Below are 18,999 nucleotides of genomic sequence, written 5' to 3'. Positions count from 1 at the left end.
GAAATTCCTGTATAGTTGCGCTCTTGCTTGATTTGGGGCGGTAGCTCAGCTGGGAGAGCGTCGCGTTCGCAATGCGAAGGTCGGGAGTTCGATCCTCCTCCGCTCCACCAAATTCCAGACGGAAAAGCCTTGGAAACACAATGTGTTCCAAGGCTTTTTTGTTTCTACAGGCCCGGTCTTGAAGATCCGCTTCCGTATCCCCGATACCAACCTCAGCGGCGTCCGTGCCACGGCTTGAGCGTGTGCAAGTCGAGCAGCGTGAACTTGCCGCTGTCCTGCCATCCACCCGTGTCGATGTAGAAGACATTGCCCAGTTGCGCCGGCTTGCGCAGCGTCATGTGCCCATGGACAACCGCCCGCACATTGCGGACAGGCCGGGCATATTGCAGTCGATAACGGTCTATGGACCACAGGCATGCATCCTCGTCCTGCGCGCTGAAGGTGTCATCATGGATCGCTTGCCAGTCGTCATACGGGAAGTCGGCATGCACCAGGCCGACGACACCGCCCGGCGTTTCCACCTCGATTGCCAACGGCAAGGCGTTCAGGCATGCCCCGATGCGGGCCAGGGTATCGCCATCGCATGCGTCCAGCCATGCGCCGCCGTGGACGCGATGGTCGACGTGGGGCAGCGGGTTGTTCAATGCCCGCCGCCACGTCATGAGATCGTGATTCCCGCAAATCGCATGAAACCACGGGCGCTCCAGCCAAGCCAGAACATCGGCGGACTCCGGCCCGCGGTCGACGAGGTCGCCTACCGCAAATAATCGGTCATTCTCGGGCGAGAACCTGGCAGCGGCCAGCGCGGCATCGAGCCGGCCGAAATGGCCGTGGATGTCGCCCACCGCCAAATCGCGGCCCGTGGCGTTCAAGCCGAAGCGCTGCACCCGCGAATTTCCGGGCCTCATGCCTGATTCCATGCCGTGTCCTGCCGCTTATCCCGAGCAATCCGTCATGATACGTGGTGACATCCCCGCGCAAGCCCCGTGCCCCCTGGCGCTGCTGCCCCGCCCCTACCCCGACTGACGCGCCTGATTCGCGCGCCGCGCCACGGTCTGGCCCTGGCGGCGCGGATCGCCCGCCGCCTGCCCGGCCTGCCGGCCGCGCAGGCGGTGGGCGATGACGTCATAGAGCCACACGCCCGGCGTACGCAGCGCCAGGAACACCAGCACGGCCAACAACAGCGCCAGCAATACGGCGCGCAACGGGATCATGGCGCGCCTCCCGACGGCTCGGCGCGCAGGTGGCGCCGGATCGTCCGCGAGAAACCGATGGAGTCTTCCCCCAGAATCGGCGGAATGCCGACGAAGCCGCGTTCGCGCAAGGACTGCAAGGGCACCTGGGTATCGAGCCCCCCCTGCTCATAGAGGTATTCGGGCAGATATCCCGACAGCAGGATACGGTAGTCCAGTGGCAGGCCGGGCACGATGGCCCGCACCATGCGGTACACCAGCGTGGTGCAGTTGGCGGTGACGGTGTGATAGAAGCGCGGCGTGTCGGCCAGCGCGTTGGCGGTACTGACATACGACAGGAACAGCTCGCGCATGGCGTCGGCCGGCATCCGCACCGGATAGATATAGACGTTCTCGGCGCGCGGCCCGGCGCGCACATAGAGGATGTCGCGCTCATCGGCGGCCACCACGCTCAGCTCAAATTTCTTGAAGAATCCGCCCAGCTCGGAGAACTGCTCGCCGCGTTCCTTGCGGATCTCGACCGAGAACACCACATGGCGGCCATCGGCGAAACCGAACGAGACCAGCGTGTGGGCAATGGCCGGACCGTCCCAGTACGACAGCACCATGTCGACCGAACGCAGGTCGTTCAGGTCATAGACCCGGGTCTCCCAGCGCGCCGTGTAGTCACTGTCCGAGCGCCATTTGAAGTCGCGCACATTGTCCAGCGTGACGATGCTGCCGCTGACGCTGCCGCGCAGCGTACGGGCGACGTCGTCGGCCCAGACCCGGTCATTGGAAGGCGCGATGCCCTGCCACCAGACCGCCAGCGCGATCACCGCCAGCAGATAGGCCCACAAGGCAGGGCGGCGCCGCCAGCGGCCGGCGCCATGCCACAGGCGCAGCAGGGCATACAACCCCAGCGCGACCCAGGCCAGCATCAGCACGCCCTTGCCCCAGGCCGCCGCCGGCCCCTGGTACCAGAACGCCAGGCAGGCCCAGGCGATGGAGAACAACATCAGCAGGCTGAGCACGACCCGGCCCAGTCCCCGCAGGCAGCGCACGGCCAGACCGGCCGGCCTGGCGTCAGAGAACGCCGCCATGTTGGCTCACGATTTCCAGCACGCCGTTGATGACGAACTGCACGCCCATGCAGACCAGCAGAAAGCCCATGATGCGCGAAATGGCCTCGACCCCGCCGTTGCCGATGAGGGCGACGATGCGGCCGGCCGAGCGCAGGCAAACCCAGAACAACACCCCCAGCAGCACGAAAACGATGAGCGGCGCGACGGCGATGGTCCAGGCGGGATAATGGCTCGCGGTCTCGCCCCCGGCCGTCGAAGCCGCGCTGATGATCATGGCGATGGTGCCGGGGCCCGCCGTCCCCGGCAGCGCCAGCGGCACGAAAGCGATGTTCGGCACCTGGCGGTGCAGCGCCACGTCGGCGGCGACGTCGGCCTCGCGCTCGTCGCTGGCTGCATTGGCGGCCGCCGGAAACAGCATGCTGAAGCCGATGCTGACCACGATCATGCCGCCGGCGATGCGCAGTCCCGGGATCGAGATGCCGAACGTGGCCATGATCCAGGCGCCGGCGTAGTACGTCACCAGCATGATGCCCACGACGTAACACGCGGCCTGCTGGATCTGGCGGTCGCGCTCCTTGTAGGGAATATGCTGCCCGAGGGACAACAGCATGGTCATGGACGTCAAGGGATTGGCCAGCGGCAGCATCAGCGCCAGGCCCAGGCTGACCAGCTTGCCCAGTTGAACCAGATCATCAATCATCGGCGGCGGAGGAAATAGCGGCGAAACGGAACGGAAGCACAACGCCCTCGTCCGGGAACGTCGATTGAGGTACACCGCAGAGTGTAATGTAAGCGAAGGCGAATCCCCGTCTTTACCCGGTATCGCCCTGCCGGACCCTGCTGTCGGGGCGGCCGCCCCGAGGATGAATGGGCGGCCGGGCCGGCGTCTTATCTGCAATCGGATGCTGGGGCTGGCGCCTAGCCGGCCATCCTGGCCCCGGGCCGGCGCCAATGGCGCGCCGCCAGCGCCAGCAGGCGCGCGTCGGCGCCTTCGGCCGCCACCAGTTGCAGCGCCACGGGCAGGCCGTCCACGAAGCCGGCCGGCAAGGCGATAGCCGGCAACCCCAGCAGGTTCCAGGGATTGGTCAGGCTCAGCAGCGTCTCGCGCACGGCGGCGCTGCCGGGACCGGCCACGCTGCGCTGCTGCAGCGCCGGCGCGGGAATCGCCACCGCCGGCAACGCCAGCACATCGACCTGCTCGAAGAGTCCCGCGAACACGCCGCGCAAGTGCTCGCGGACGTTGCGCGCGCGGACATATTCCCAGCCCTGCACCGGGCGCGAGGCGCGCAGGCGCTCCAGCACTTCGGGATCAAACTTGGCGGGCTCGTCCTCGACGCGCTCGGCATGCACCGCATAGGCCTCCGAACGCTGGATGGCGCCCAGCGCCGTCTGCAGCGCGCGGGCGTGGCGGGTGACCTCGGCGCCGTCGACCAGCACGCCACCGAAGCCTTCGGCGGCGGCCCGCACGCAAGCCGTGACGGCCGCAACGTCGATGGCGAACGGCGCGTTCGGCACCCACATCATGCGCGGCGCGGCCAGGCCGGGATCGGCGGCGTCGGCGTAGGGGCCGATGGCGCCGCCGGACAGCGCCTGCATGAAGACCTGCGCGTCCTCGACGCTGTTGGCCAGCACGCCGGCATCCTCGATGCTGGGCGCCAGCGGGAACACGCCGCGCGCCGATACGCGGCCATGGGTCGGCTTGAAGCCGACCACGCCGCACAACGCCGCCGGCACGCGCACTGACCCGCCGGTGTCGGTGCCCAGCGCCAGCGGCACCATGCCGGCGGCCACCGCGGCGCCGCTGCCGGCGCTGGAGCCCCCCGTGATCTGGCTGGTGCGCCAGGGATTGCGCGCCGCGCCCTGCGCGCTGCGGTCGCCGGTGGGGCCGTAGGCGAATTCGTGGGTGAGGGTCTTGCCGATGACGATGGCGCCGGCCGCGCGCAACAGCGCCACGCAGTCGGCGTCCGCCGCCGGCCGATGTCCCAGGAAATGCGCCGCGCCCATGGTGGTGGGCATGTCGCCGGTATCGACGTTGTCCTTGATGGCGACCGGGATGCCATGCAGCGGCCCGCGCACCTGGCCACGGGCCCGCTCGGCATCCAGCGCGCGGGCGGCGGCCAGGGCGGCGTCGACGTCCACGTGCACGAAGGCGTTCAATTGCGGGTTCAGGCGCTCGATAGCCGCCGCCGCGTGGCGCACCAGCGCCTCGGCGTCGAGCGCGCCCTGGCGCATGGCATCCTGCAGCCCGGCGACGGAGCGGCCGGCGAAAAAGCCGGGTTCGACGGCCAGCGCCGGGGTGGGGATCGCTTGCGGATTCATGGTGTAGCTCCCTGGTATTTGGCGGGCAGGCGCGGGCCGACGCCCGGACGCACCTGCAGCATGGCGATCATGCCAACCGCGGTGGCGACCGAGGCGGCCACGAACATGACCGAATAGCCGTGGCGCGCCGCCAGGTAGCCGGTCAGGGTCGGCGCCAGGATCGAGGCGATATTGGCAAAGAAGTGCATCAGGCCGCTGAAGGTGCCGACGCGGCTGGCGGGCGCGGTATCGATCACCACCGCCCAGTAGACCGAGTTGGGCAGCGCATTGAGCGCGTTGGCCAGGGTCATCAGCGCGATCACGGTGACCACCGATTGCGCCTGCGATACCAGCAGGAAGCACAGGGTGGTGGCCAGCAGGCAGGCCGCGGCCAGCCAGCTGCGCGCGATCTTCAGACTGCCGGTACGCTTGAACAGCAAGTCGGATATGCGGCCGCCCAGCAGCACCGTGACGCAGGCGCCGGTCCAGGGAATCATGCCCATGTACCAGAGCGACGACAGGCTGTAGCCGAAGGTGTCCTGCAGGTATTTGGGCGTCCAGGTCAGCAGCAGGAAGTTGACGTAGTTGAACGAGAAATAGCCCAGCGTGTTCAGCAGCAGGGTCTTGCTGCGAAAGAAGCTCCACCACGGCAGCGCCGGCCCGTCGCCGCCCTGCCCGGCGGCCGCCTGCTCGGCGCGCGCCGCCTGGATTTCGCTCAACTCCGCGGGGGACACGCGCGGATTGGTGTCGGGCCGGTCGGTGAAGATGCGCATGAACAGCACCAGCACCAGCAGGCCGGCCGCGCCCAGAATGTAGAACATGGCGCGCCAGCTGCCGGTCAGGCTCAGCAGGCCCACCGCCACCGGCGCCGTCAGCAGGGCACCCAGCGGCGTGCTGAGCAGTCCGAAGCCGACCACGAAGCCGCGCTCGCGCGGCGTGGCCCAGTTGGCGATGGTCTTGTTGATGATGGAGTACGCAGGCCCCTCGGCCGCGCCGAACAGGATGCGGATGGTGGCAAAGCCCGCCAGCGCCGAGCCGCCCAGGAAGGCCAGGCCGAAGTCGCCGGCCCAGGCGGTGGCGATCTCGAAGATCGACCAGGTCACGCCGGCCACGATCCAGACCTTGCGCGGGCCGAACCGGTCGGCCAGCATCCCGCCGAACAGCGCGCCGACCATGTAGCCGTAACCGAAGTAGCCCAGCACGGCGCCCCAGTCGCCGCGGTCCAGGCCGTATTCGCCGGTGATGTGGGCGGCGGCATAGGACATGGCGCCACGGTCGATGTAGTTGATCAGTGCCAGCAGCACGACCATCGAGAAAATTCGGTAACGGAACCGCGAGTTCCGGGATTCAGGTGTCATTGCGATCAATCCAGTCGATATACCCAAACGTTTGGGTCGCGCAATGCTAAGGGCTCGGAAAACAAAAATCGACACCGTGTAAACCCTAGGTTGCCGCCAAAGCCCCTAAGACGGTATTCGTGCGTGTATCCTCCAGCCCCATGAACAAATCCCGCCCTGTCACGCTGCAAAGCCTGGCGCGGCAGCTCGGTCTGAACGTGTCGACCGTGTCCCGCGTCCTCAACGGATCCGACGACGACGCGCGCGCCGCCGCCGCGCCCGACACGGTCAAACGGGTCCGAGCGCTGGCCGCCGAGTTGCAGTATCGGACCAATCCGCACGCCGCCAGCCTTAAGACGCGTCGCAGCCGCACCATCGGCATGCTGGTGCCGCGCCTGTCGGACATGGTGCTGGCCACCATCTACGAAGGCATCGATGAGGCCGCCGCCGAACACGGCTACCTGACCTTCGTCTCCAACACCCAGGACGTGCCCGACAAGCAGCGCAAGCTGATCGACATGGCGCTGGCCAGGCGGGTGGACGGCCTGATCCTGGGCGATGCCCACAGCTACGCGGACGCGGCGCCCAATGCGCTGCTGGCCGAACTGGCGCAGCGCGACGTGCCCTTCGTGCTGGTCAGCCGCCACGCCGACGACCACTGCGCGGTGACCTGCGACGATGTCGAAGGCGGCCGGCTGGCCGCCGAGCACCTGCTGGCCATGGGCCACCGGCGCATCGCGGTGATGGCGGGCGAACCCTTCACCAGCACCGGCCGCGACCGCTCGGCGGGTTTCTTCGCGGCCTGTGCGCGGCACGGCGTCGACATCCCGCAGGCATGGCGCCTCGAGAGCCCGTTCGACACTGACGCCGGCCGCCAGGTGGGTGCGCGCCTGCTGGCCGGCCCGGACCGACCTACCGCCATCTTCGCGGTCAACGACTTCCTGGCGGTGGGCGTGATGGGCGCGGCGCGCGAGCACGGCCTGGAGGCCGGCCGCGACGTGGCCGTGGTGGGCTACAACGACACGCCGCTGGCGGGCGCCCTGCCCATCGGCCTGACCACGGTCCACTCGCCCATGCATGAAATGGGGCGGTTGGCGCTGGAGCTGCTGCTGCGCAAGATCGCCGGCGGCAACCCGGCCAGCGTGCGGCTGACGCCGTCGCTGGTGGTGCGCGGCAGCAGCGATCGGCCAATCGCGGGCTGAGCGGCCAGCGCGGCTCATCGCCCGGGCCGCGCATGCGCCCGCGTGTCCGGCCGGGCGCAATTTGAATCAGCTATCATGATGATCAGCATCGCTTCGTGCGATGCAAATGTCCGCGCCCGGCAGCCTGCCTAGCATAGCGCGGCACTGAGCCGGCCTTCGCGCCGCGCCTGCCTGACCCGCCTTACCCCCGGAGTTTTTCTTGAGCGACATCTATCACTTCAGCCGCGGCACCGCGCCGCTGCTGATTTCCATTCCCCACCTGGGCAGCCAGTTGCCCGACGCCCAACGTGCCCGCATGACGGAAGTCGGCCTGCAGTCCGGCGACACCGACTGGCACCTGGACACCCTGTACCGATTCGCCGACGCGCTGGGCGCGTCCGTGCTGGGCGCGCGCTACTCGCGCTACGTGGTCGACCTGAACCGCCCGCCCAACGACGAAAGCCTGTACCCCGGCCAGACCAAGACGGGCCTGTGCCCGACCCACACCTTCCGTGGCGAGGCGCTATACCTGAACCACGCGGCGCTGACCGACGACGAACGCGAACACCGCCTGCAGACCTATTGGCTGCCGTACCACGCCAAGCTGCGCGAGGAACTCGACCGCATCCGCGCCGAACATGGCACGGTGCTGCTGTGGGAAGCCCATTCGATCGCCAGCGTGCTGCCGCGCCTGTTCGACGGCAAGCTGCCCGACCTGAACCTGGGAACCGCCGGCGGCGCCAGCTGTGCGCCCGACATCCTGGACGCGGTCACCGCAAACCTGCCCGGCTGCGGCTATACCAGCGCCGTGAACGGCCGCTTCAAGGGCGGCTACATCACGCGCCACTACGGCTCGCCGGCAGAGGACATTCATGCCGTGCAACTGGAAATGTGCCAGTCCACGTACATGGACGAGTCCTACCCCTACGCCTACCAGCCGGACACGGCCGCCAAGGTGATCCCGGTGGTCGAAGGCATGGTGCGCGCCGCGCTGAACCAGACGCTGGCGCGCAAGCGCTGAGCCGGCCAACGTCCGGGACCGCCCGATGAACCGCCTGCCTGGCCGCGATGCCGATGCGTACCCCGAGTGGAGCCTGCTGCTGACCTGGGTCGCGGTGATGCAGGCCGCGTCGGTGTCTGGCGCGGCCCGCCTGCTGGGGTTGTCGCAGGCGGCGGTATCGCAGCGGGTCAAGCAACTGGAGGCGGCGCTGTCGACCGAGCTGCTCGATCGCAGCACGCGCCCGGCACGCGCCACGCCGGCGGGCGACCTGCTGTTCGAGCATGCTTCGCGCCTTCTGGCGCAGGCCGGCGATATGACCGAAAGCGTGCGCAACCTGAGCCGCGCGCGGCGCAACATCGTGCGCTTCGGCTGCGTCGACTCGTTCGCCGGCACGCTGGGACCCACGCTGATCCACGGCCTGTCCGGCGCCTCGCGCCAGATCCGGCTATGGTCCGGCATCACCCCGGTGCTGGACAAGCAGCTGGAAGAACGCCAGCTGGATCTGGTGATCAGCACCAGCGCCGCCGCCGATCCCCCCGCCATCCGCAAGCTCGGCCTGTTCAGCGAACCCTACCTGCTGGTGCTGCCGCGCACGGCGCCCCCGCAGGACGCGCACTCGCTGGCGGACCTGGCGCGCCGCAGCCCGTTCATCCGCTACAGCGCGCGTTCCCACATCGGCGCCGCCATCGACCGGCTGCTCGAATCGCGCGGCCTCTTCATCGAGCGCACCTTCGAATTCGACAACACCGATCCGCTGCTCAGCCTGGTCACGGCCGGCCTGGGATTTGCGATCAGCACGCCGCTGTGCATCTGGCAATCGCGCCATTTCGTCGACCAGTTGCGGGTGCTGCCGCTGGCGCCCTGTCTGGACAAGACCCGCGCCGACGCGCCCGACCTGGCCCGCAGCTTCTACCTGGCGGCGCGGCCGCACGAGGCCGGCAAGCTGCCGGCCGAGGCCCGCAACGTGATCCTGATGGCGGTCGAACGGCTGATGCAGCACGACATCGCGCCCGCCCTCGGCCTGCCGTCGGCCACGCTGTGGCGCAGCCTGCGGCGCTGAATCCATCGATGCGGCATGGCGGCGCGCGCCTGCCTCATCACGACACCGCGCCGCGCCCGTAGCGTCCCGTCAGCAGCGCGCCGCGCTCGAAGCGCGCCAGCGCGTATGGCGCCAGCGAGACGTCGGGCGCCAGCCCCAGCGCTTCCTGCGCCAGCATCCTTCCCACCGCCGGCGACAGCTTGAAGCCGTGTCCGGAAAAACCGAATCCGGCCACCAGCCCCTCCACCCCCGCGATGCGTCCCAGCACGGGATTCCAGTCGGGGGTGACGTCATACACGCCCGTCCACGACGCAGCCAGGCCGGCCTCGGCATAGGCCGGAAAGCGCGCGGCCACCTGTTCGCCGACCGCGGCCACGTAGTCCAGCGGCACGTCGCCCTGCTCCGCCTCGCCGGCCGCCAGCCTTTCGCCCTGCGTGCCTTCGCTGACCAGCATCTGGGTGCCGCCATAGCTGCGGCAATAGAGCATGCCGGGCGAGGCCAGGTCCTTGTAGACGGGCATGGTGTAGGCATAGGGCGCGGCGGCGCATTCCAGCGCCAGCACCGCGTGGCGTTCGGGCGCCAGCGGCATCGCCACGCCGGTCCACGCCGCCAGTTCGGCGGTCCAGATGTTCTGCGTGCTGACGACCACGGCGCTGGCGTAGTCGCCCTCGGCGGTGCGCACGCCGGTCACGCGGCCGTCCCGCATCAACAGACCACGCACGGCGACATGTTCGCGGATTGTCACGCCGCGCCGGCGCGCGGCGCGCGCGAAACTGGTGGCGACCAGGTAGGCGTCCGCGAAGCCCGCCTCGGGCTCGAAGCCGATCAGCGCGGCATCGGCGAAGTCGGCGATCGGCAGCAGTTCGCGCGCCTGGGCCGCGTCCAGCTCTTGCACCGGAATGCCCAGCGCGCGCTGCTGCGCCAGCGCGGCGGCCAGCGGCGCGCGCTTGTCGTCGTCGGCCGCGGCTATCAGGTAGCCGCAGCGGACCAGGCCGCTGGCGGCGTCGTCATCGCCCACATAGGCGGCAAAATCGGTGAAGGCGCCCCACGAACGCCGCGCCAGCTCGACGTTCTCGCGCACCGAATAGTGGGTGCGCAGGATGCCCGACGACTGCGCCGTCGTGCCGGCGCCGATGGTGGCGCGGTCCAGCACCAGCACATTGCGGGCGCCCAGGGCGGCCAGATGGAAGGCGACCGAGGCGCCGACCACGCCGGCGCCGATCACGATCACGTCATAACTTTTCACGGCCATGCTCCAGGAGGCAATGGCGGCAGTGTGGCGCGCACCGGTCCAGGCGCGCGTTATATCAGCGCGACGAATATTGAGTAGAAGCAGTTCAGGGAAAGCGAGGGCATGGCAACGGCGCCAGGGCGGTGGCATGGATAGGCGCCCGCAGCGCGGATCGCGCTAGGGTTGCGCCGCGCCCGGCGGGCGCCAGGACAGCGTTGCGCCCCGCCCTTCTTCGGCCAGGAATTCCACCAGCGCCGGCAGCGACGCGTCCATCGGCCGGTTGGCATGGACGCGCATCACGTAGCCCCACGATCCCGGCATGCGCAGGCCCGGCGTCAGCGCCACCAGCCGGCCGCTGGCCAGTTCCTCGTCGACCAGCGGCGCGCGTCCCAACGCGATGCCGACGCCGGCCGCGGCCGCCGCCACCACCGTGCTCAGGCCGCTCAGCACCAACGGGTCCTGGCCGGCGCTTTCCGGCAGCCCAAGACGCGGGCGCCAGGTGCGCCAGTCGGTCTCGGGACTGTCGACGTGCTTTTCCTCCAGCCAGCGATGGCGCGTGAAGACGGCCGGATCATCGCGTTCATCGGCCGCGACCAGCGCCGGGCTGCATACCGGCACCACGGTTTCGGTCATCAACGGAATATCGCCCGGCGCCGCCAGGTGCGGACCAAGGTCGCGCACGTGCAGAAAGGCCAGGTCGATGTCCTGCGCCTTCCAGGCAGGTTCCTGGCTGGCGTGGAGGAACACCTGGATGTCGATATCCGGGTGCAGTTCGATGAAGCGGCCGATGCGCGGCGCCAGCCACAGCGCGGCCAGCGACGGGTTGGCCGAGACATTCAGGTTATAGCGCCGCTTGCCGCGCGCGCTGCTGCGGGCATGGCGGCAGGCGGTCTCCAGCAGGGTCAAGGCCTGTTGTACCGACACCAGCAGCGCGGCGCCGGCCTCGGTGGTTTCGGCGCGGCGCACCGTGCCGCCCCGGCGCAGCAGGCTCACCCCCAGATCGGTCTCCAGCGCGCGCAGCTGATGGCTGACGGCGCTCTTGGTGACATTGAGCTCGGCCGCGGCGCGGCTGAGGCTGCCCAGGCGGGCGACGGCCTCGAAGGCGCGCAGCGCCGCCAGCGGTGGCGTATGGGTGGGCAGGGGCGACATGGGTTGAGTTTATCTCAACCCATGATTGAATAACTATCGCTATCGCGCGGGCGCCGGATGCGTGACCATGCAGGCTCTGGAGGGAGCATTGATATGTATTTCGATTCGAGGCTTTGGCAACTGACCGCGGGACTGCGCGCCGGCATGGCGGGCGGCATTTTCCTGGGCCTGCTGGCGCTGGCGGCGGGCATCGCCCGCTATGTCTTCCTGGGCCAGTTGCTGGCGCGGGTGTTCGACGGCGCGCCGTGGCGGGACTGGCTGGCGCCGGCGCTGTGCGTCGGCGCCATGGTGCTGCTGCGCGCCCTGCTCGACCACCTGCGCACGGTGCAGGCCAACCGCTGCTCGGCGCAGGTGCAGCAGACGCTGCGCGCGCGGCTCTACGACCGCATCGTGGCGTTGGGCCCGGCCTGGTTCGCCAACCAGCGCACCGGCGGCGTGATGCTGACGGTCGTCGATGGCGTCGAGCAACTGCAGACCTTCTTCGGCCAGTACCTGCCGCAGGTCGCCATTGCCGCGGCCGCGCCGTTCGCCATTTTCGCCGTCATCGCCTTCTGGGACGTGCCGACGGCGCTGGTGTTCCTGGTGGCGGCGCTGTTCGCGCTGTTCGGCCCGATGGCAGTGCACATGCTGGACCGCCGCGCCAGCCTGGCGCGCACCCGTTCGCTGAATGCGTTCGGCGAGGAATTCCTGGACGCGGTGCAGGGCTTGCCGACGCTCAAGTCGTATGGCCAGGGCAAGACCTTCGGCCGGCGCCTGGCCGCGCGCGCCCGGGCCCTGTCCGACAACACCTTCTGGGTGCTGTCGGTGAGCCTGCTGACGCGCGGCATCAGCGACCTGGGCGTGGCGCTGGGCGCCGCGCTGGCGCTGACGGTGGGCGCCTGGCGCGTGGCCGCCGGCGACATGAGCGTGGAAGCGCTGCTGATCGTGCTGATGGCCGGCACCGAGATCTTCCGGCCGCTGCGCGACCTGCGCGCGGTGCTGCACCGGGGCATGCTGGGCCAATCGGCCGCCGCCAGCATCCACGCGCTGATGGACGCGCAACCGCTGACCGCCGCCCCGGCCGTACAGGCGGGCGCTGCGCCCGCGCGGCTCGATCCGACCATTGAATTCGACGCGGTCGCGTTCTCGTACTCGCCGCAACGGCCCGCGCACCAGGGCCTGTCGTTCCGCATTGCCGCCGGCGAACGCGTCGGCATCGTCGGCCCCAGCGGCGCCGGCAAGTCCACCATCGTGCGCCTGCTGCTGCGCGAATGCGTGCCGCAGGCCGGCGCCATCCGCGTCGGCGGCCATGACGTCAACCAGCTCGACACGCAAACGCTGCTGGGCCAGATGGCGCTGGTCAGCCAGGACATCACGCTGTTCCACGGCACCATCGACGACAACCTGCGGCTGGGCCGGCCCGACGCCAGCCACGAACAAGTGCGCGCCGCCGCCCGCGCCGCCAACATCGACGACTTCATCATGGCGCTGCCGCAGGGCTACGCCACCCGCATCGGCGAGCGCGGCCTGCAACTGTCGGGCGGCCAGCGCCAGCGCGTGGCAATCGCCCGCGCGCTGCTGCGCGACGCGCCCATCCTGATCCTGGACGAGGCGCTGTCGTCGGTCGACACCGAGAACGAGGCGCTGATCCAGCAGGCGCTGGACCGGCTGATGGCCGGCCGCACCACGCTGATCCTGGCGCACCGCCTGGCCAGCGTGATCGGCGCCGACCGCTGCCTGGTGCTGGACCAAGGCCGCGTGGTCGAGCAAGGCCCGCACGACGCGCTGATGCGCCAGCGCGGCCTGTACTACCGCCTGATGCACGAGCAGGCCGTGGCGCTGGCCGCGCCGACCGCCCCACCCGTGGCCGCCACCGCCCAGGCCGCCGCGGCGCGCGACGCCGACGGCGATGCGGACGGCACCGGACAGGGCCCGGCGCTGCGCCCGCTGGACGCCGACGCCGAACAGGTCGGCTGGCGCGCCACGCTGGCCACCCTGCTGTCGGTGGTGCAGCCTTGGCGCGGTACCCTGATCGCCACCATCCTGCTGGGCGTGGCGCGCGTGGCCGCCTTCATCGGCGTCGGTGTGCTCAGCGCGCTGGTGGTGGCCGCCATCCGCGACGGTCGCGATACCTCGGCGCTGATCATCGGCCTCTTGGCCGCCGCGCCGCTGGCCGCGCTGTTCCACTGGCTCGAATCGTGGCTGGCGCACGCCATGGCCTACCAGTTGCTGGCCGACATGCGCGTCAAGCTCTATGACAAGCTCGAACGGCTGGCGCCCGCCTACCTGCTGCAACGCCGCTCGGGCGACCTGGTGGCGCTGGCGACGCAGGACGTGGAGATGGTCGAGTACTTCTACGCCCATACCATCGCCCCGGCCATCGTCTCGGTGCTGGTGCCGCTGTCGGTGCTGGGCTTCCTGGCCTTCTACAGTTGGCCGGTGGCGCTGGCGCTGCTGCCGTTCCTGGCCTATGCGCTGGTGTCGCCGGTGCGCGGCCGCCGCAAGGTCGACGCGCTGGGCGACCGCGCCCGCCACGCCCTGGGCGAGATGAGCGCGCACACCACCGACACTATCCAGGGCCTGGCCGACCTGACCGCGTTCCAGGCCACCGGCCGCCGGCGCGAGGAATTCCTCAAGGTGGCCGACCAGTACCGCGCGCGCCGCCTGGATATCCTGCGCGACCTGTCGCGCCAGACCGCCTGGTTCGAGACCGCCATGGGCCTGGGCGGGTTGGCCGTGGCCGTGGTCGGCGCGCTGCAGGTGTCGGCCGGCGCCCTCTCGGCCAGCATGCTGCCGCTCTTGGTGCTGATCGCGTTGGCGACCTTCCTGCCGGTGTCGGAGATCTCGCAGGTCAGCCGCCAGCTGGCCGACACCATTGCCGCCACGCGCCGCCTGCACGTGGTCAACAACGAGCCCGAACCGGTCAGCGACGGCCCGCTGCCGCCGCCGGTGGCGCCGCACGGCCTGTCGCTGGCCTTCGATCATGTGTATTTCGCCTATCCCGGCAAGCGCCAGGACACGCTGCGCGACCTGAGCTTCACCGTGCCGGCCGGCGCCACCGTGGCGGTGGTGGGCGCCTCGGGCGCGGGCAAGAGCACCGTGGCCAGCCTGCTGCTGCGTTTCTGGGACCCGCGCCAGGGCACGGTCAGGCTCGACGGCGTGGATGTGCGCCAGATGCAGTTGGACGGCCTGCGCGAACGCGTGGCGCTGGTGACGCAGGACACCTACCTGTTCAACGACACGCTGGAAGGCAACATCCGCCTGGCGCGCCCCGACGCCAGCCGCGAGGAACTGGCGCGGGCGCTCGAACAGGCGGCCCTGGGCGACTTCGTGCGCAGCCTGCCCGACGGCCTGGCCACGCGCGTCGGCGAACGCGGCATGCAACTGTCCGGCGGCCAGCGCCAGCGCATCTCGATCGCGCGCGCCTTCCTGAAGAACGCGCCGGTGCTGATCCTGGACGAGGCCACCTCGCACCTGGACACCCTGTCGGAACTGCAGGTGCGCGGCGCGCTGGAGGTGCTGATGCGGCACCGGACCACGCTGGTGATCGCGCACCGCCTGGCCACCATCCGCGACGCCGACCTGATCCTGGTGCTGGACAACGGCACGCTGGCCGAGGCCGGCACGCACGACCAGTTGCTGCGCAAGCAAGGCGTGTACGCCAGGCTTGCCAGCCACCAGGGTGCGCGCGACCTTACCGCGGGTAGCGCAACGTCTCTTCCGACGTAGCGTTGCGCCGCACCTCATCGGCCGTGAACCACACCCGTTTGCTGCCGAAGGTGTTGTACAGGTCGAACTGGTCGCGGGTGTGCGGTGACGGCGTGCCGTCCGGGGCGACGAAGCCGCTCTGCCCCGGCGCCACCACATCCACCGCGCGCACCGATTTGCCGTCGAACACCGTCATGTTGTTCTCGGTGCCGCGGTTCTGCGTGGCCCGATAGCGCAGCACCGCCTTGGCGTCGGCCTGCGGCACGCCCAGGAAGTTCTTGGGCGCGAACACCATCGGCGGCGCCGGGATCTTCCATGCCGCCGGATCCTGGCCATAGGCCTGGCGCAGCGCCGCCAGCGCATCGTCCAGCGCCGCGAGGATGACGTCGTCGGCGCGCGCGCCGTTGAAGAAGTCATAGCGCTGCGGCACGCCAGCCTCGGGCCCGGCCAGGGCGTTGAACAGCACCTTGACGCCGGTGGTCAGGTTGAGCGAGCCGGTGGCCGGCGCCTGCGGTGTCGGGTAGCCGGTGGCGCTGTACCACTTGAAGAAGTCGGCCGGCATCTCGTCGGCCAGCGTGCGCCGCAGCATGGCGCGCAGCCACGCGTCCATGACCGCCGGGCCGGCGTTGTCGAAGTAACCCGGTTGGCGCTCGCTGGTCATCATGCCGTCCCAGGCCGCCAGGCCGGCCACCAGGCGCACGCGCGGATCATCCGCCGGCAGCCCTTGCACCGCGCGTTGCAGGAACGGCAGGAAATGACGGCGGTTGACGTCGGCGTAGCTGGTGGTGCGGATCAGGTCCCACATCTGCTGCGCGCTGACCTTGCCGCCGTTCGCGGTCATGGCCTTCAGGCGCGTCTCGATCTCGGCGTAGCGGTCGGCCTGGCCCCAGACGATGGCGAACAGGTCGGTGGACGGGTAGCCGCGCATCGGCTGGTTGTTCCAGTTGGCGATGAAGCCCTGGCGCGGGTTGTAGACCTGCGGATTGGTGGAGAACGGCAGCAGGCCCAGCCAGTCCATCTCGCCGGTGCCGGGCACCGGCAGGCGCGGATCGTGGCCCGGACGGCGCCTGGGATAGAAGCCCGTGTGCGCGTAGCCGATGTTGCCGCGGTCGTCGGCGTAGTACCAGTTGATGGTCAGCGCATGGCGCGCCGCCTGCGCCTTCCACTGTTCCCAGTTGGCCGATTGCGTCTTGCGGGTCCAGGCCATCAGCGATTGCAGTTCATAGCCTTCCCAGGCGCGCGCCTTGGCGTAGGCCACGTGCTGCGCGTCGTCGAACTTGACGATCAGGCCATGCACGCTGCGGTACACGTCCAGCGTCACTGGCGCCGCGTCCTTCACCAGGATCAGGTCGGTGCGCTTTTCCAGCGTCTTCCATTGGCCGTCGTGGAAATAGCGCGTGCGGTCGGCGGGATCGAGCTTTTCGGCAAAGATGTCGACGTCATCGCCGAAGCCCGCGGTCGAGCCCCACGTCACGTGTGCATTGTGGCCGAACAGAATGCTGGGATAGGCGAACGGCGTGTTGCCGACCACGTCGAAGCCGGCGCCGTGCAAGCCGATGCCGTAGGTATAGGCCGGATTCCACCAGCCGAACTGCGGGCCGTTCAGCAGGATCGAGCGCGCGTCCTTGGCGTGGTCGCGGCCCACGATCCACATATTGCTGGTGGTCGGAAAGCCGGCGATGCCGGGCTGGCCCGATTGCGCGTATTGGGCGGCCAGTTGCGCCCGCAGCGTCGCCGGCGCGCCGTCGACCACGCCCCGCGTGGCCGGGTCGCGCACCACCCGCTCGAGCATCGGCGGCGTGCCGTCGTAGCGCGGCAGCGCGTAGGCCAGCGGGTCCGCGCCGTCCGGCTGGAACACCGGCGGCTGGTAGCTGCCCGCTTCGGCCGGCACCGTGGTCGGCGCGCGGCTGTCGGTCAGCCAGCGCAACTGGTTGAAGATGCGCATGGCATCGGCGGCGCCATGCCGGTCCTTCAACGCCGTCAGCAGCGCCAGGTTGTCGATCTCGCTGTTGGCGTCCGAAAAGCGGTTGGCCATGGTGCCGACGAAGATCATCGCCACGTCGTAGGCGGTCCAGTCGGCCGGCGCGAAACCCAGGTCATTGAATTCCTTGGGCATCAGTTGGCCCGGCTGGGCCCGCACCCGCGCCAGCCAGGCGTTCATGCCAGCCGCGTAGCCGTCCAGCACCTGGCGGTCGGCGGCCGGCAGCGCCGCCAACTGGCGCTGGATGCGCTCGGGCGAGAAATTGGCGCGGATCGACTTGTCGAAGCCCACCATCGAGGCGCCCAGCACCTCGGCCACCCGGCCCTGGGTGCTGCGCCGCGCCATCTCCATCTGGAACAGCCGGTCCTGCGCCACCGCGTAGCCGTAGCCGTAGAAGATGCCGTACACCGTGTCGGCATAGACATGCGGCATGCCGTAGGCATCGCGCCGGATCGTGACCTTGCCATCGGCGGTTTGGGGCCGTGCCGCAACCGCCTCGGACGTCTGGCCGGCGGCTGGCGCCACCGGCTGCGCCGCCATCGCGGGCAGGCACGAACTGGCCGCCAACAGGGCGGCCGACAACCATTGCTGCTTCATTGAATCTGTCTCCGTATCGAATGGGTCCGCGCCGCGAGCCTGCCGCGGGCGATCGGCGGCGCCTCTGCCGGGCGCCGTCCGCGAACCATGATACGGAGCCGCCAACTATAATTCCAATGCATTTGATTCATATGATTCATGCGGTTGCAACATGGACTTTCAGAAACTCAAGCACCTGCTCGCGGTGGTCGAACACGGCACCTTTTCGCGCGCCGCCGACAAGGTCAACCTGTCCCAGCCCGCGCTCAGCCGCAGCATCCAGGCACTGGAAGCCGAACTGGGCCTGCCGCTGCTGGACCGCGGCACCCGCCAGGTGCGGCTGACCCCCTACGGCGCCTGCGTGGCCGAACGCGCCCGCCGCATGCGCTACGAGGAAACCGAGCTGCGCCGCGAACTCAAGACCCTGGCCGGCGGCGAATCCGGCACCCTGTCGATCGGCCTGAGCCCCGCCCCCGCCTCGCTGCTGCTGACGCCCTTCCTGGCGCACATGGCGACCCATCACCCTCATGTGCGCGTCACCACCGAGCTCGGCGCCACCGGCGCCCTGCTGGAGCTGCTGCGCGCCGAACGCATCGATGCGATGGTCTGCGACGCCCGCATGCTCTACAGCGCGGCCGACCTCGAGACCCGCCCGCTCGCTCCCCTGCGGGCCGGCGTGGTGTGCCGCGCCGGCCATCCCATTCTGGCCCACCGCCGCCCCACCATCGACCACATCCGTCAATATCCCGTCGCCTCCAGCACCCTGAGCCCCGAAGTGTCCCTGCGCCTGGCCGAAACCCTCGGCCCCGCCGGCGCGCCCGAGCAGATGGTCACCGTGCGCTGCGAGAACCTCGACGCCCTGGCGCGCCTGGCCCTCACCACCGACACGCTATTGCTCGGCGTCCTCTGCATCACCCGCCCGCAACAGGAAGCCGGCCTGCTGGTCGAAGTGCCGCTCGCGCCCGACCCCCAACGCCAGGGCCACTACGCCCTGGCCCGCCTGGCCGGCCGCAGCCCGCTGAAGGCGCAGGATGCGCTGTACACCTTCACCCGGCAATGCTGGAGCGAGTTCGCCGCATTCCGGCCCAAGCAGCCCGCGCCGTGGAAAAAAACCCACATGGCGCAATCCCCCACCGCCGGCGCGGTTGATGCGCTTACACCACTTCTATAGAATCTTCAATTCGGGCCTGTGCCCATTCTTTTTTTCCTTCACCTACACCTGGGAGGCGCAAGATGATGAATCCGCATACCGCCATCCCGCGC

14 protein-coding genes and 1 tRNA gene are annotated in these 18,999 nt (G+C 69.6%); 6 read left to right on the top strand and 9 right to left on the bottom strand.

Annotated features, from left to right (window positions below; genetic code table 11):
* Positions 1-34: 34 nt before the first annotated feature.
* Positions 35-110, top strand: a tRNA-Ala gene (locus HV701_RS04250).
* A gap of 102 nt (positions 111-212) precedes the next feature.
* On the opposite strand, the gene HV701_RS04245 is transcribed toward HV701_RS04250, so the two are convergent.
* The 6 genes from HV701_RS04245 to HV701_RS04220 all read right to left on the bottom strand — a co-directional run bounded on the left by HV701_RS04245 (position 213) and on the right by HV701_RS04220 (position 5,913).
* Complete coding sequence (locus HV701_RS04245) at positions 213-920, bottom strand: metallophosphoesterase (protein ID WP_254595104.1); 708 nt, start codon at positions 918-920, stop codon at positions 213-215.
* Positions 921-1,013: 93 nt separating this feature from the next.
* Positions 1,014-1,214, bottom strand: a complete 201-nt coding sequence (locus tag HV701_RS04240; RefSeq protein ID WP_175131830.1) for a hypothetical protein — start codon at positions 1,212-1,214, stop codon at positions 1,014-1,016.
* On the bottom strand, positions 1,211-2,275 hold the full coding sequence (locus tag HV701_RS04235; RefSeq protein WP_175131829.1) for an Lnb N-terminal periplasmic domain-containing protein: 1,065 nt from the start codon (positions 2,273-2,275) through the stop codon (positions 1,211-1,213). Before HV701_RS04235 ends, HV701_RS04240 begins: the two co-directional genes overlap by 4 nt.
* Complete coding sequence (locus HV701_RS04230) at positions 2,259-2,957, bottom strand: MarC family NAAT transporter (RefSeq protein WP_272909348.1); 699 nt, start codon at positions 2,955-2,957, stop codon at positions 2,259-2,261. Before HV701_RS04230 ends, HV701_RS04235 begins: the two co-directional genes overlap by 17 nt.
* Positions 2,958-3,175: 218 nt before the next feature.
* Positions 3,176-4,576, bottom strand: a complete 1,401-nt coding sequence (locus tag HV701_RS04225) for an amidase (RefSeq protein ID WP_175131828.1) — start codon at positions 4,574-4,576, stop codon at positions 3,176-3,178.
* Positions 4,573-5,913 carry an MFS transporter gene (locus tag HV701_RS04220; RefSeq protein WP_175131827.1) on the bottom strand — a complete coding sequence of 447 codons (1,341 nt, stop codon included), beginning with the start codon at positions 5,911-5,913 and terminating at the stop codon, positions 4,573-4,575. The genes HV701_RS04225 and HV701_RS04220 overlap by 4 nt, the downstream gene beginning before the upstream one ends.
* A 140-nt stretch (positions 5,914-6,053) precedes the next feature.
* Here HV701_RS04220 and HV701_RS04215 point away from each other — a divergent pair, with 140 nt between their 5' ends.
* The 3 genes from HV701_RS04215 (at position 6,054) to HV701_RS04205 (ending at position 9,133) form a co-directional block, all read left to right on the top strand.
* Positions 6,054-7,094 carry a LacI family DNA-binding transcriptional regulator gene (locus HV701_RS04215; protein WP_175131826.1) on the top strand — a complete coding sequence of 347 codons (1,041 nt, stop codon included), beginning with the start codon at positions 6,054-6,056 and terminating at the stop codon, positions 7,092-7,094.
* 199 nt (positions 7,095-7,293) lie between these two features.
* Positions 7,294-8,094 carry an N-formylglutamate deformylase gene (hutG, locus tag HV701_RS04210; protein ID WP_175131825.1) on the top strand — a complete coding sequence of 267 codons (801 nt, stop codon included), beginning with the start codon at positions 7,294-7,296 and terminating at the stop codon, positions 8,092-8,094.
* A gap of 25 nt (positions 8,095-8,119) precedes the next feature.
* Positions 8,120-9,133: a LysR family transcriptional regulator gene (locus tag HV701_RS04205; RefSeq protein WP_175131824.1), complete on the top strand. Its 1,014-nt coding sequence runs from the start codon at positions 8,120-8,122 to the stop codon at positions 9,131-9,133.
* 37 nt (positions 9,134-9,170) lie between these two features.
* On the opposite strand, the gene HV701_RS04200 is transcribed toward HV701_RS04205, so the two are convergent.
* On the bottom strand, positions 9,171-10,358 hold the full coding sequence (locus HV701_RS04200; RefSeq protein WP_175131823.1) for an NAD(P)/FAD-dependent oxidoreductase: 1,188 nt from the start codon (positions 10,356-10,358) through the stop codon (positions 9,171-9,173).
* Between the two features lie 162 nt (positions 10,359-10,520).
* Positions 10,521-11,492, bottom strand: a complete 972-nt coding sequence (locus tag HV701_RS04195) for a LysR substrate-binding domain-containing protein (protein ID WP_175131822.1) — start codon at positions 11,490-11,492, stop codon at positions 10,521-10,523.
* Between the two features lie 93 nt (positions 11,493-11,585).
* On the opposite strand from HV701_RS04195, the gene cydC reads away from it, so the two are divergent.
* Complete coding sequence (gene cydC / locus HV701_RS04190) at positions 11,586-15,200, top strand: thiol reductant ABC exporter subunit CydC (protein WP_175131821.1); 3,615 nt, start codon at positions 11,586-11,588, stop codon at positions 15,198-15,200.
* Here cydC and HV701_RS04185 read toward each other — a convergent pair.
* Positions 15,166-17,757, bottom strand: a complete 2,592-nt coding sequence (locus HV701_RS04185) for a penicillin G acylase (RefSeq protein WP_175131820.1) — start codon at positions 17,755-17,757, stop codon at positions 15,166-15,168. The two genes, cydC and HV701_RS04185, sit on opposite strands and share 35 nt — an antisense overlap.
* A gap of 151 nt (positions 17,758-17,908) precedes the next feature.
* Between HV701_RS04185 and HV701_RS04180 the strand changes: the two genes are divergently transcribed.
* A complete protein-coding gene (locus HV701_RS04180; protein WP_175131819.1) occupies positions 17,909-18,907 on the top strand; it encodes a LysR family transcriptional regulator in 999 nt (332 codons plus the stop codon).
* The last annotated feature ends 92 nt before the right edge of the window (positions 18,908-18,999 follow it).

The sequence above is a fragment of the Achromobacter pulmonis genome (assembly GCF_902859765.1).
Lineage (GTDB): Bacteria > Pseudomonadota > Gammaproteobacteria > Burkholderiales > Burkholderiaceae_B > Achromobacter > Achromobacter pulmonis.
Note: the sequence above shows the minus strand (reverse complement) of the source record. Positions and strands in the feature narration are given on the sequence as shown.